The organism is Winogradskyella forsetii (assembly GCF_013394595.1).
GTDB lineage: Bacteria > Bacteroidota > Bacteroidia > Flavobacteriales > Flavobacteriaceae > Winogradskyella > Winogradskyella forsetii.
This window is the reverse complement of the sequence record NZ_CP053348.1, coordinates 651,910-664,922: the sequence shown is the minus strand read 5'-3', so window position 1 is coordinate 664,922 and position 13,013 is coordinate 651,910. Positions and strand designations below refer to the sequence as shown.

General features: G+C 34.6%; 12 protein-coding genes. 7 read left to right on the top strand and 5 right to left on the bottom strand.

The annotated features are described in order from the left end of the window. The first annotated feature begins 40 nt into the window (after positions 1 to 40). The 7 genes from HM987_RS02730 (at position 41) to rpe (ending at position 7,344) form a co-directional block, all read left to right on the top strand. Entirely contained in the window at positions 41 to 1,468 is a 1,428-nt protein-coding gene (locus HM987_RS02730) for a glycosyltransferase (protein ID WP_179005000.1), read from the top strand. A gap of 282 nt (positions 1,469 to 1,750) precedes the next feature. Continuing rightward, a complete protein-coding gene (gene proC / locus HM987_RS02725) occupies positions 1,751 to 2,557 on the top strand; it encodes a pyrroline-5-carboxylate reductase (RefSeq protein ID WP_179004998.1) in 807 nt (268 codons plus the stop codon). 132 nt (positions 2,558 to 2,689) lie between these two features. Next, complete coding sequence (proB, locus tag HM987_RS02720; RefSeq protein WP_179004996.1) at positions 2,690 to 3,469, top strand: glutamate 5-kinase; 780 nt, start codon at positions 2,690 to 2,692, stop codon at positions 3,467 to 3,469. A 26-nt stretch (positions 3,470 to 3,495) separates the two neighbouring features. Next, entirely contained in the window at positions 3,496 to 4,695 is a 1,200-nt protein-coding gene (locus tag HM987_RS02715; protein WP_179004994.1) for a glutamate-5-semialdehyde dehydrogenase, read from the top strand. A 175-nt stretch (positions 4,696 to 4,870) separates the two neighbouring features. Further along, on the top strand, positions 4,871 to 5,245 hold the full coding sequence (locus HM987_RS02710) for a hypothetical protein (RefSeq protein ID WP_179004992.1): 375 nt from the start codon (positions 4,871 to 4,873) through the stop codon (positions 5,243 to 5,245). Positions 5,246 to 5,337: 92 nt separating this feature from the next. Next, a complete protein-coding gene (locus HM987_RS02705; RefSeq protein ID WP_178990209.1) occupies positions 5,338 to 6,201 on the top strand; it encodes a sigma-70 family RNA polymerase sigma factor in 864 nt (287 codons plus the stop codon). Positions 6,202 to 6,681: 480 nt separating this feature from the next. Then, positions 6,682 to 7,344 (top strand): ribulose-phosphate 3-epimerase, encoded by a 663-nt coding sequence (gene rpe / locus HM987_RS02700; RefSeq protein WP_179004990.1) that lies wholly within the window; start codon positions 6,682 to 6,684, stop codon positions 7,342 to 7,344. A gap of 19 nt (positions 7,345 to 7,363) precedes the next feature. Here rpe and HM987_RS02695 read toward each other — a convergent pair whose 3' ends face one another. From HM987_RS02695 to HM987_RS02675, 5 genes are all read right to left on the bottom strand, one after another. Then, entirely contained in the window at positions 7,364 to 7,783 is a 420-nt protein-coding gene (locus HM987_RS02695) for a CBS domain-containing protein (protein WP_179004988.1), read from the bottom strand. 98 nt (positions 7,784 to 7,881) lie between these two features. Further along, complete coding sequence (locus HM987_RS02690; protein WP_179004986.1) at positions 7,882 to 10,218, bottom strand: GumC family protein; 2,337 nt, start codon at positions 10,216 to 10,218, stop codon at positions 7,882 to 7,884. 1 nt (position 10,219) lies between these two features. Then, on the bottom strand, positions 10,220 to 10,978 hold the full coding sequence (locus tag HM987_RS02685; protein WP_179004984.1) for a polysaccharide biosynthesis/export family protein: 759 nt from the start codon (positions 10,976 to 10,978) through the stop codon (positions 10,220 to 10,222). Between the two features lie 100 nt (positions 10,979 to 11,078). Beyond that, positions 11,079 to 12,170, bottom strand: coding sequence for a glycosyltransferase family 4 protein (locus tag HM987_RS02680; protein ID WP_179004982.1), 1,092 nt, complete (start codon positions 12,168 to 12,170; stop codon positions 11,079 to 11,081). Positions 12,171 to 12,262: 92 nt separating this feature from the next. Next, positions 12,263 to 13,012 carry a glycosyltransferase family 2 protein gene (locus HM987_RS02675; protein WP_179004980.1) on the bottom strand — a complete coding sequence of 250 codons (750 nt, stop codon included), beginning with the start codon at positions 13,010 to 13,012 and terminating at the stop codon, positions 12,263 to 12,265. Position 13,013: the final 1 nt, after the last annotated feature.

Below are 13,013 nucleotides of genomic sequence, written 5' to 3'. Positions count from 1 at the left end.
TTAATTAATCACTATAACAAAAATCTTACAAATAAAATATATGGCATCAAAAACAAATTCCTCAAATTCACTCCTATCAGCCTCAAAAAGCAGATCCAAAAAAATCTCAAATGGCATCCATTTATTTTTAAACAGTAAATCAAAAACAGAAAGCTCTCAAAATAAAATCGTATTATTCAGCTCGTTTTTACTTTTAGTTATCGGTATTTATTTTCTTTCTGTTTTTTACAGTGATCTTGAACAATTCCGTGCCGCTAAAGCAAGCACAACTCTAGGTTATACTTTTATCCTTTTGGCAACTGGCCTATTTGCTTTTAAAGCATCTTTCTTTTTTTATAAAGCTTACAATTACTTTAAATACAAGCCCATTGATTCCGTTTCGGATGAAGAGCTTCCAACCGTTACTGTAATCGTACCTGCTTATAACGAAGGAAAGCAAGTTTGGGATACCTTAATGAGCTTAGCGGATAGCAATTACCCAGAACATAAACTTCAAGTGATATCTATCGATGATGGCAGTAAGGACGATACTTGGACTTGGATGCTAGATGCAAAGGCTAAATTAGGTAATCGTTTAGAAATATATCAACAACCTAAAAACCAAGGAAAACGTCACGCGCTTTATCGCGGATTTAATTTAGGAACAGGAGAAATTTACGTAACCGTAGATAGTGATTCCATCGTTACCGAGGACACCCTTAGAAATTTAGTAAGTCCTTTTATAAAAGACGAAGAATGTGGCGCTGTTGCAGGAAACATCAGGGTTTTAAACAACAAAAATGAAATGCTTCCTAAAATGTTGGATGTAAGTTTTGTAATGAGTTTTGAGTTTGTGCGTTCTGCAGAAAGTTATTTGAATTCTGTAATGTGCACGCCAGGAGCTTTAGCAGCTTACAGAAGTACTGCAGTACACAACTGTTTGCCACAATGGATCAACCAAACCTTCATGGGAAAAGCATCGGATATTGGAGAGGATAGAGCCATGACCAATATGATATTGAAACAAGGTAAGCACGTTTTATTTCAAAAGAACGCTGTAGCATACACCAACGTACCAGACCAATATATGGGTCTGTATAAAATGTTTATTCGCTGGGGAAGAAGCAATGTAAGAGAGAATCTTGAAATGGGAAAATATGTATTCACCAATTTTAGAGCAAAAGGAAAAACAGGGACGCGAATCTTATTTATTAGCCAATTTTTGAAGATATTAATGAGCTATCCATTACTGATCTCTATGTTATTCTTTGTACTGGTGCATCCTTTATTATTTTTAGGGTCCACATTGGTCAGTATTTTAATCGTATCAACATTTTCAGTCTTGTTTTTTGCAAGTCAATATAAAACCACAGAAGGTATTTGGGCTTATTCTTATAGCATCCTATACACATTCGCTTTATTCTGGATTACACCTTATGCCATTGCAACGGCCAGCAGAAGAGGTTGGTTAACGCGTGAGTTGAAATAAATTAAGCAAATAAATTTTAAAGCATTTTATTAAAACCTATCAAAATTGAATTTGATAGGTTTTTTATTGAAACCACACATTTTGTCACCGACAGCCTGTCAGTTGAACAACAGTTATTAAATTTCCAGATTTAATTTTTCTTAAATAAATCTTAAAGAAGCCATTAGTTCATCAATAAATTGCGCAAATATTTCACAATATCATAATTCTCAAAATCAATATTCTATTTGGGCACTTCCGTACAGTCCTTGCGGTTAATAGAGTGATTTAAATTATATAAAAATGAGAGTATTAGTAATTGGCGCAGGAAATATGGGTTTAACCTACGCAGAAGGTATGGCGGAATCGTCATTACTCAGTAGGCATAAACTAAGAATTTTTGATACTGACCCCATAAAAATTGAAAGTCTTAGCAAGGATGTTAGATTCAAAGTACTGTATGCTTTAAATGACTGCTTACCAAAGGCAGATATTGTATTTATAGCCGTAAAACCATACCACAGCGATAGTTTGTTCGACGCTATGAAATCGATGATAAACGATCATCAAATTTTTGTGTCGCTAATGGCGGGTGTGACTATAGATACCATTCAACAAAAGTTGGGTGCTAAAAAAGTTATTAGAACTATGCCTAACTTACCAGCACAAGTTGGTAAAGGTGTCACATCTTATACAGAATCTAAAGAAGTTTCTAAAGTTGAACTTATTACGGTAAGGAATCTTCTGGATACCACAGGAACTTCCATTCATGTTAACACTGAAAATTTTATCGATGCCTCAACAGGAATTTCAGGAAGTGGTCCAGCTTACGTCTTTTATTTTATGCAATCTATGCTTGAAGCAGCTCAAAAAATGGGCTTTTCAGAAGACGATTCAAAAATATTGGTAAGTAGCACCTTTGAAGGTGCCATAGAACTCTTCAACCAAAATGATATTTCACCAAAGTCATGGATAAAGAAAGTCGCCTCAAAAGGAGGTACAACCCAAGCTGCAATTGATTCTATGGAAGATAATAATGTAAAACAACTCATCCAAGATGCGGCCTACGCAGCATTTGACAGAGCGGTGGAGTTAGGTAAAGAAGACTAAAAACAGGATGTGGTTGATTCGTCAAAATATCGAAACAGCCCAATAACTCAATAATTCAAATTACAGACAATAACCAAAGTTGCAGGAACAAAGATTTAAGTTTTCAAAATCTGCAACTTGACACTAAAAATTATGAATAGAGAAATAAAGCGTGTGGTCGTAAAAGTAGGGACCAACGTACTTACAAACAAAGACAATAGAATATTAGGCCCAGTGCTACGAGAGTTGGTAAGACAAATTGCCGTATTGTATGAAGAAGACATTATGGTAGTATTAGTATCATCTGGCTCTGCAATTGCAGGAATGGAAGTCTTGGGAGATACCGATATAAAAGATAAATCTGTGAGGAGACAAGTCTATTCGGCCGTGGGTCAACCAAGGATGATGCGACATTATTATAGTATTTTCCACGATTATGGAATGCGATGTGCCCAAATCTTAGCCACAAAACGTGATTTTGATCCAGGAAAACACAGACGAAACATGATCAATTGTTATGAAGGTTTACTGTCCGAAGGCGTAATTCCTATTGCTAACGAAGATGACGCGGTTTCATTATCCATGTCCATGTTCTCAGATAATGATGAGCTGGCCAGTTTAGTTGCTGAACTCTTGGATGCAGACCGACTGATTATTCTTTCTGATACAGATGGTCTATTTACAGGACATCCAGATGATATAAATTCCAAAATGATTCATGAAGTTAAGACCCATCATAATGTTGAAAAATACGTTCAAGCTTCCATTAAAAAAGAAGGTGAAGGCCGAGGTGGAATGGCTTCAAAACTAAAAATCGCCAAAGGAACGGCCAATAAGAATATCCCAACTTACATTGCCAACGGCAAACGTGAAAATGTAATTATCGATATCATTAACAATAAAGAAGTGGGTACGAAATTTATTAGTGCCTAAAATAAACTTCAATAAAAACCATACACATGAAATTATTACAAACAGACATAAAAAACAAGGTCCTGAAATCCATGATAAAGATTTTAGGTCGTGAAAGAAAAGCTATTATCGAAGCCAACAAAAAAGATTTGGAGGCTTTTACAAAAGAAGACCAAGCCCTTTATGACCGCTTGATTGTGAATGATAAAAAAGTAGATGAAATGATTGCTGCGGTCGAAGCCGTAATGGATCAACATGATCCTGTTGGTCAGGAAATATCTAACCGTACTTTAAAAAACGGTTTAAACATTGTAAACACAACGGCACCTTTTGGTACTATCCTTATTATATATGAATCGCGACCAGATGTTACCATTGAAGCTGCAGTTTTAGCGTTTAAAGCCAATAATAAAATTTTATTAAAAGGTGGAAAGGAAGCCTTGAATAGTAATCTTATTCTTGAAAAATGCTGGCACGAAGCGTTAGAGGAAAACGGATTGTCCAAAGATTGGATTAAACTGTTGCACTTAAAGCGTGAAGAGACCCAAGAATTTCTAAAAAACCCAACCGAGCCTCTAGATTTAATCGTCCCTCGTGGTGGAGAACGGTTAATCAACTTTGTCAAAACGCATGCTACCTGCGCTGTTTTGGTTAGTGGACGCGGCAACAACTTTTTATACGTTTCAGAACACGCGGATTGGAGTAAAGCTGTCAATGTGATCATTAATGCAAAAACAGATAAGATTTCCGGTTGTAATGCTTTAGACAAGGTGTTGATCAATAAAAATCTTCCTGAATATGAGACGAAACTAAAAATGCTTCAGCAAAAACTAGAAAAACATCAGGTTGAAATTATAGTAGATGACAAGATCTCTGATATTTTATCCCAAAAAGAAACCGTTTCAGATATTGATATATGGTACGAAGAATTTTTAGCCTTAAAATTATTGATTGGTGAAGTGGAATCCTTGGATGAGGCCATTGACGCTATCAATAAATATTCTGGTAAACATTCGGCTGCCATTATTACTGAAGATAATAATGAAGCGATGCAATTTATGCACAACGTGGATAGTGCTGCCGTTTACCATAATGCTTCTACTCGATTTACGGACGGAGGACAAATGGGCGTTGGCGCAGAATTAGCCATTAGTACTGACAAATTGCACCATCGAGGCCCATTGGGTTTAAACCAATTGGTGACCAATAAATATTATGTTTATGGCGATGGACAAGTTCGCGTATAGTATCTGTCGTTAGCAGATTGAATCAAGATTAAGAACCATATGACATGAATGGATTTGGAAGTCTTTTGATTTTTTCGATGTGTATGAAATAACAAAAATTACTTCACCTTTGAAATTTTAAAAATTTACGATCAAAAATTTGGATATCTCAATTAAAATCCTTATAATATAGGTTATGATAACACAAGACAAAGAGAAGTACGCAGAAGAGTTAAATCAGTCCATTTCCTATCTCGAAAATTTAGGATACTCGAACATTAAAGCTGATATCGAAGGCTATGAAACACCAAAATCCTATCACAAAAAAGGTAGTGATATTGATGTCACACCAGATATCGTAGCTGAAAAAGAAGGTAGAAAACACATTTTCGATTTAAGCTTAAAATCGAAGAAACCAAGATTACTAAAATCTAAGTGGTTGTTTCTAAACACTTTGAGCCAGATTAAATCTTATCGATTTAGGTTAATCACCAAACGTGGCCATTATAAATTTACTAATGAAACGGTAGATGCCATCAACCTAGATTCTGTAAAGCAGATGAAATTCTAAAAATTTTATTATTATTGTGTAACATTTAGTTGCTTTCTTACGTATAATAAAAGCAACATGATGTTGTAAATTGCACAAATCTTAAAATTAAAATGAGACAACTTAAAATTACCAAGCAGGTTACCAATAGGGAAACTGCATCCTTAGACAAGTATCTTCAAGAAATTGGTAAGGTAGATCTTATTACCGCGGACGAAGAGGTAGAATTAGCACAACGCATCAAAGCTGGTGACCAGTTGGCTTTGGAGAAATTAACTAAAGCGAACCTACGTTTTGTGGTTTCTGTTGCCAAGCAATACCAAAATCAAGGGTTGACATTACCAGATTTGATTAATGAAGGTAATTTAGGTTTAATTAAAGCCGCACAACGTTTTGATGAAACCCGTGGTTTTAAATTTATATCTTATGCCGTTTGGTGGATTAGACAATCCATTTTACAAGCCTTAGCAGAACAATCCCGAATAGTGCGTTTACCGCTAAACAAGATTGGCTCTATTAATAAAATCAACAAGACTTTTGCCTTTTTAGAGCAAAGTCATGAGCGACCACCTTCTGCAGAAGAAATCGCAAAAGAATTAGACATGACGATTAATGATGTCAAGGAATCTTTAAAAAATTCTGGTCGTCACGTCAGTATGGATGCACCCTTAGTTGAAGGTGAAGATTCAAACCTATACGATGTTTTACGTAGTGGTGAATCGCCAAATCCTGATAAAGATTTATTACACGAATCGTTACGAACTGAAATTGAACGTGCTCTAGAAACCCTAACACCACGTGAAGCTGATGTGATTCGTTTATACTTTGGTTTAGGCAATCAACACCCAATGACTTTAGAGGAAATTGGCGAGACTTTCGATTTAACGCGTGAACGTGTAAGACAAATAAAAGAAAAAGCAATCAGACGTTTAAAGCATACGTCTAGAAGTAAAATATTAAAGACCTATTTAGGTTAGTTTGGACTACGCTCAACTTCCGAGCTATTAAGTTAAAATAAATATTAGGTCATTGAGCGAAGCCGAAATGACATTTTAAGCTATATTTAGGTTAACTTCAACTTCGCTTAATTACCTACAAAATTGTAAGTATTGAGCATCATAAGCGACTAATCTAATAATGATAACAACAGTTACAAACATAACTGTTCGTTTTTTGATTGATGAAAGAACCCACGGCTGATTACCGTGGGTTCACTTTTTATCCCACCTTAAACTTTCGTGCTTCATGCTTCATGCTTCGTGCTTCGTGCTTCGTGCTTCGTGCTTCGTGCTTCGTGCTTCGTGCTTCGTGCTTCGTGCTTCGTGCTTCGTGCTTCGTGCTTCGTGCTTCGTGCTTCGTGCTTCGTGCTTAAAAAGCTAAAAAACCTTTCAATCACTTTTGATCATTAATTTCATAATTTATTTACCTTTGCTGAAATCTAAAAAGAACTACATTTAATGGCTTCAAAATTAATTGCTCCTTCAATGCTTGCTTCCGATTTTGGCAATCTTCAACGTGATACAGAAATGGTAAACAATAGCGATGCGGACTGGTTTCATATTGACGTTATGGACGGCCATTTTGTACCTAACATATCGTATGGAATGCCTGTTATTTCTGCTATTAAGAAACATGCACGAAAACCTTTGGATGTTCATTTAATGATTGAAAAACCTGAGCGCTATATTGAAGAATTCGCAAAAGTAGGGGCAGATATTATAACGGTTCATTATGAATCTACTGTTCATTTGCACCGTACTTTGAGGCAGATTAAAGATGCAGGCTGCAAAGCTGGAATTGTGCTTAATATTACGACACCTCTGAACGTTTTAGAAGATATTCTGCCTGAATGTTATATGATCTTATTAATGTCAATTAATCCTGGATTTGGTGGGCAAAAGTTTGAAGAGGTGACCTATAAACGAATAACAAACCTTCGAAAAATGATCAATGACCAAGGTTTAGATACTCGTATAGAAGTTGATGGAGGCGTCACAAATAAAAACATCAAAAAACTGGTTGATGCTGGCGCAGATACTTTCGTAGCTGGCAGCCATGTCTTTAAAAGTGAGAATCCGACGGCGACCATCAAAACCCTGAAAGATATAGCTAATTCTTAAAACAGATGCTCACCTTGGATTATAATTGTTTCAACAAATAATTGATTAAATCCGTGGTCGTAACAATGCCAACCAACAAACCGTTATCTACAACTGGTAACGCGTGAAACTCTTGTGTGGCCAATATTTTAGCAACATCTTTAATCGACGTATCAGAAGTTACTGTAACCACATTTTTAACCATCACTTGGTCAATGGTAAACATATTATAGACTAAGGTATCGACTTCCGTTTCGGTGTCATCAACAGCATCCGCAAAGCTTATCCTTAAAAGATCAGTATAGCTTAAGATCCCAATAACAACCTCCTCTTTAACCACAGGAATATGTCTAATTTTATGTCTTTTGAATAATAATTCTGCCCTTTCTAGATCATCGTCTCTATGGAGTGCAATGATATTGGTTGACATTAGTGTAGAAATTGGTTCTAGAGTTCTCATGACTTTTGGTTTTATAATTCCCTAATAAAAGTAAATCATAAAACACTTAAAAATCATGACATATATCACCTAATCAAAAAACTGAATAATAAATACAATTATTCTTTATCACTGTACCCGTAATTATAACCGTAATTATAACCATAACCGTTGGATTTATTGGTGTCTACACCATTAATGACGTATGCCATGTTTTTCAATTTCCCGGATTCGAATAAATCTCTCGAAAATTTTAAGAGATTTTTCTCCGTGTAATTAGCACGTGCCAAATATATGGTGGCATCTGCCAACTGTGAAATCAACATAGTATCGGTCACTAAAATTGTAGGTGCTGTATCTACCACTATGTAATCGTATTCTTCCTTCGCCTCTTCAATCAGCTTTTTAAAACGTCCATTTGTCAATAAATGTGCTGGATTAGGTGGAATACTTCCAGACAAAATAATGTGATGGTTAGGGTGTTTATCGAAACCATTTATTAGGGCGTCTTTCCAATTATAATTGACATCATGAAGATAATTAGATAAACCTGATTTGTGTTTTTCCTCTTGAATATGTGTATGAATCTGCGGATTTCTTAAATCTGCACCAATTAATAAAACCTTCTTATTAATACTTGATAATGCTAAGGATAAATTAAGGCTAATATAGGTTTTACCCTCTCCTTTAATAGTAGAAGTGCAATAAATAATTTTCCCTTTTCCTTCATTATTAGATGGAAGAAGGTAATCAACATTAGAACTTAAAATCCGAAATGCTTCCGATAACGCGGAATTGTCTTCAGGATCCTTAAAAATAAGTTGATCGGTTTTTATTTTGGGAATCTCTCCGACAATAGGCACCTTGGAATTTAATTGAGTAATATCTTCTCTTCCTTTTATTTTAGTGTCTAGCAGCAAAAAGACATAAATGATACCAAATGGAACCGCTAAACCCATTACAATCGCCAATAAATAAGTGTTTTTAGAATTTGGCGAAATTGGAGTACCATTAGAAATGGCATACTCAACCACTTTTATGGATGGTTCCGTAATTGCTAGATTAATTGCCGATTCTTCTCTTTTTTGAAGGAGAAAAAGGTACAAACTTTGCTTAATTTCACGTTGTCTATTAATGTCAGTCATTGCTTTCTCCTTAGCAGGTAAACTATATACTTGAGAAGAAAATCGCTTATTCTTTCGCATTAATTGTGTTCTAGAAGCGCTCAATTGTTTAGAATAAGAATCAATGGAAGCTATAATATTGGATTTAACGTCTTTCAATTTAGAATTTAAAATAATGACGTTAGGATTATTTTCACCTGCACTAGTAATTAAATTATCACGCTCAAAAACGAGTGCATTGTAATTATCAACTAGGCCATTAATGCTTGTATTATCGATACCTATATTTGCTGGTAATAATCCTGAATCAGGGTTAGGGGTCTCAACGGTTTCTTTAAGAAGATTAGATATCATCAATTGCCTATCTATTTCAAATAATTCTTCTTCAGATAAGGTACGCTGAGTCATACCCAATTCTGCATCAGACTCTAAAGTAATTAAATTATTTTTTTGCTTATAATCCTTAATACCAACCTCTATAGAATCTAATTCCCTAGCTAATTTCGCAAATCGCTCATCAATGAATTCTATAGTTCGTCTAGAGACTTCCTGACGGTCATTAATGCCGTCGTCATTAAAAACTTCAATTAGGGTATTTAGAATACGTTCGTTTAAAGCCTTACTCTGACTGGTATAATTTAACTGGAGTAAATCACTGTTTTTACCCAGCATACTTATATTCACTCGTCCTTTTAAAGCATTGGTTACACTTTGAACTGAAGAAAACCTTACGATATAAGTCTTCCCACCAATTTCTCCAATACTCCTTCGGTTATCTAAACTTAACTCAAAAGGAAGATTATGATTGGATTTAGTGGTATCAAATTGCGGAAATACTAAGGTTTTTCCACTAGCTGATGACGTCACTTCAAATGCCTCAGGTTTTACATTAATTCTATATGCAGAACCATTATAAATACTATCGTTACTAATGGTCTTGATAATATTAAACGGTAAATGATTGATTTCTGTGGTAAGCACATTTCCCTCTTCATAAAATCGCATGGTTAAATCTAATCGATCTACTACATTTTCTATAATACGATAGGATTTAAGAATTTCAATCTCATTCTCAAGATTAATATTAGAACGATTAAATATAAACGCCGATGATGGCATTTCTAAACCCTTTGTTTTATTTAAAATTTTTATCTTAGCGGCGGCAGTATAAACCTTAGGCGTATATCTTAAATACATGTATGCACCAATAAATGCTAATATGGCGCCTAAAACGAACCAATACCAATACCTTAAGTATTTACGGAATTCGCCTTTGATAAACTCTCCCTGATCCCTATTTTTTTGGTAATTGTTTTCTTGAGCTTGATTCATTTTATTTTGTAATTAAAACTACGGTAGTAAACAGAATTGAAACTACGGAAAGTAAAGTACCTACGTTACCTATAAAACCAGCACTTTTAACTTTTGGGTTGTTAGGATCAACGATTATAGTATCATTTGGTTTAATAAAATTATAAGGCCCATTTAACCAATCTGCTGACGTTAAATCGATATGAGCTATGTGCTGGACTCCATTTTCAAAACGCATAATTTTTATATCCTCACGCTTACCATTAATAGTTAAATCACCTGCATAACCTAGAGCCTGTAACAATGTAATGTTCTGCTCTGTAAAAGTATAGGTTCCAGGGCCATTAACTTCACCTAAAATTGTGACCTTAGCATTTACTAGCCTCACCTCTACCGTAGGGTTCTTTAAGTGACCTTCATCTTCTAATTTTTTCTTAAGAAACTCAGAAAAATCTTGAGTTGTCATGTCTGCCACAGACAAGACACCTAAAATAGGAAAATTAATTGTCGATTTTTCAGACACTAAATAACCCTCCAACTGCATTAACTCTACACTAACACCAGAAGCACTGTTTGATGATTTATTATAAGGAATTGCAGATTCTGGTATCAATGCGCTAACGTTAATGCGCAGTACATCGTTTGGTTGGATTATAGAACTCGCATAAACAATCTCGTTGTTGTTATATTGATCTGCATCTTGTAAATAAAGAATTTCTTTTTTGCTTGTGCACGAAAATATTAGAGCGCAGCATAATAGACAATAAAAGTACTTTGACATTCGTAAGTATTTAGTAAAGCAACAAATATAAGTGCAATATTAGTTTTCACAAAGTATTTAGTTAAGGTAGACTATAAATTAGCTGCTAAGTTGAGACGATTTACTTATATTTCAACCAATCTATTATAAAGAATATAGAGAATAATAATGTACCTGAAGCTATTAAAATCAATAATTGCCAATGAATATCTATATTTTTACAAACAAAAGCAAGGAGAATTAATATGACATTAATACCAACTATAGTTAAAGTTGTTTTAACATGTGAAAACCCAACACTCAAAAACTTATGATGTAAGTGATTTCTATCTGCTGAAAAAGGACTGGTTTTATGTATCACAATTCTTATAAAGAAAATACGAAGCGTATCCAATAGCGGAAAAAATAAAACTGCTAAAGCTATTACAGGAGAAGACGTATGGAATAAACTTAAGGAGGAGCCCTCAGAGCTATCGATAAATCTTATGGCAAATACGGCTATAATAAACCCTAATATCATAGATCCAGTATCTCCCATAAACATTTTATTTCGTTTTGAGAAATTGTAATACAAAAAGGGCATTAGAGCACCAATAGCTGCGGCAGCTAAAACCACCATGCTAATATCTTTATAAATATAAAATATTAAACAGAAAGCAGCACATGCCATTAGAGCCAGCGTTCCTGCCAGCCCATCTATCCCATCAATAAGATTAAACGCATTGAGGATTAAGAGATAGACGAAAAGGGTAAAAATTACGGATAACCAATAGGGCATTATCGTTATGCCCATAATACCAGACAGTCCATGGATACGCGTATCTGTAAAGACAATTAATAACATTGCTGCCAAAATTTGGCCCGTAAATTTTTTACGCGGTGATAAAATTAAAATATCATCTTTTAGACCTAAAAAGAAAAGCAGAGTAATACTTCCTAAAATTAAGAGCAAACTCTTGGTATCTAAAGTCGCTCCTGTTATGGTTATCGCGACAACAATCCCAAGATACAAGCCAATGCCTCCTAAATTAGGCACTGTACCGGTATGACTACTTCGCTCTCCAGGTTTGTCCATTAGATTTTTAGCTATGGCAACATTAATGATTGCAGGATAACTAATGCATGACACAACAAATGATAAAGTAGCTGAAATTAAAGTAATCCAACCTATATAATTTAGTGGGTTAAAATTTTCAAGTAATTCTTTGACCATACTTACAATCTCGATTTATAATGTTTGGGCTACAAAGATGCATAAAATAACCATAACTACCTTCAACCGGATTTATGAAATCTTTCGAACGTTTATGATACAAACTGCTTTAATTTTGAAACATTTTTTATAAGTATAGTCTTCCAACTTCCAATTTCATTCGCATTAATAGCGCGGTAGTCCTCATTAGTTTTTTGAATAATATTCTTTAAACTTCTGTTACTGGCGCCGCCTACTCTCATTTTTACAATCGTTTTGGGTAGGTAATAAAATTTAAGTTGTGGTTGTTTAAATATACGTAAAATAAAATCGTAATCAGCCGCTATTTTATAAGAAAGATTAAACGTTCCGTATTTTTCGTAAATATCCTTTTTCAAATAAAGTGTTGGGTGTGCTGGCATCCAACCTTGGGTTAAAAGCTTTGGCCGGAATTGTTTACCTACCCAGTTTCTAATGACCTTATCCGTATTGTCAAAAGCTATATAATGAAGGTTACCATAAACACCATCCGCATTTTCATTTTTAAAAGTGTTAACAATAGTTTCAATAACATCATTATCTGCTAAAAAATCATCAGAATGTACCAAACCAATGATATCTCCTGTGGCTTTTTCAATGCCCTTATTCAAAGCATCATAAATACCCGTATCCTTAGCTGAACTGAATATGATTTGTGGATAGGCTTTAGACTTTTCTTTTATATAATTTAAAGTGCCATCACTAGAAACACCATCTATAACTATATACTCAATATTCTTATAGGTTTGATTAAGGACAGATTCCATACAAGTGTTTATGGTTGACTCGCTGTTGTATGTCGCCGTTATTAAAGAAACTTTCATT

Bases quoted from the DNA above. Each gene is read 5' to 3' on its own strand.
- HM987_RS02730 (WP_179005000.1), top strand. From the start codon at position 41: ATGGCATCAAAAACAAATTCCTCAAATTCACTCCTATCAGCCTCAAAA.
- proC (WP_179004998.1), top strand. From the start codon at position 1,751: ATGAGAGTATTAGTAATTGGCGCAGGAAATATGGGTTTAACCTACGCA.
- proB (WP_179004996.1), top strand. From the start codon at position 2,690: ATGAATAGAGAAATAAAGCGTGTGGTCGTAAAAGTAGGGACCAACGTA.
- HM987_RS02715 (WP_179004994.1), top strand. From the start codon at position 3,496: ATGAAATTATTACAAACAGACATAAAAAACAAGGTCCTGAAATCCATG.
- HM987_RS02710 (WP_179004992.1), top strand. From the start codon at position 4,871: ATGATAACACAAGACAAAGAGAAGTACGCAGAAGAGTTAAATCAGTCC.
- HM987_RS02705 (WP_178990209.1), top strand. From the start codon at position 5,338: ATGAGACAACTTAAAATTACCAAGCAGGTTACCAATAGGGAAACTGCA.
- rpe (WP_179004990.1), top strand. From the start codon at position 6,682: ATGGCTTCAAAATTAATTGCTCCTTCAATGCTTGCTTCCGATTTTGGC.
- HM987_RS02695 (WP_179004988.1), bottom strand. From the start codon at position 7,783: ATGAGAACTCTAGAACCAATTTCTACACTAATGTCAACCAATATCATT.
- HM987_RS02690 (WP_179004986.1), bottom strand. From the start codon at position 10,218: ATGAATCAAGCTCAAGAAAACAATTACCAAAAAAATAGGGATCAGGGA.
- HM987_RS02685 (WP_179004984.1), bottom strand. From the start codon at position 10,978: ATGTCAAAGTACTTTTATTGTCTATTATGCTGCGCTCTAATATTTTCG.
- HM987_RS02680 (WP_179004982.1), bottom strand. From the start codon at position 12,170: ATGGTCAAAGAATTACTTGAAAATTTTAACCCACTAAATTATATAGGT.
- HM987_RS02675 (WP_179004980.1), bottom strand. From the start codon at position 13,012: ATGAAAGTTTCTTTAATAACGGCGACATACAACAGCGAGTCAACCATA.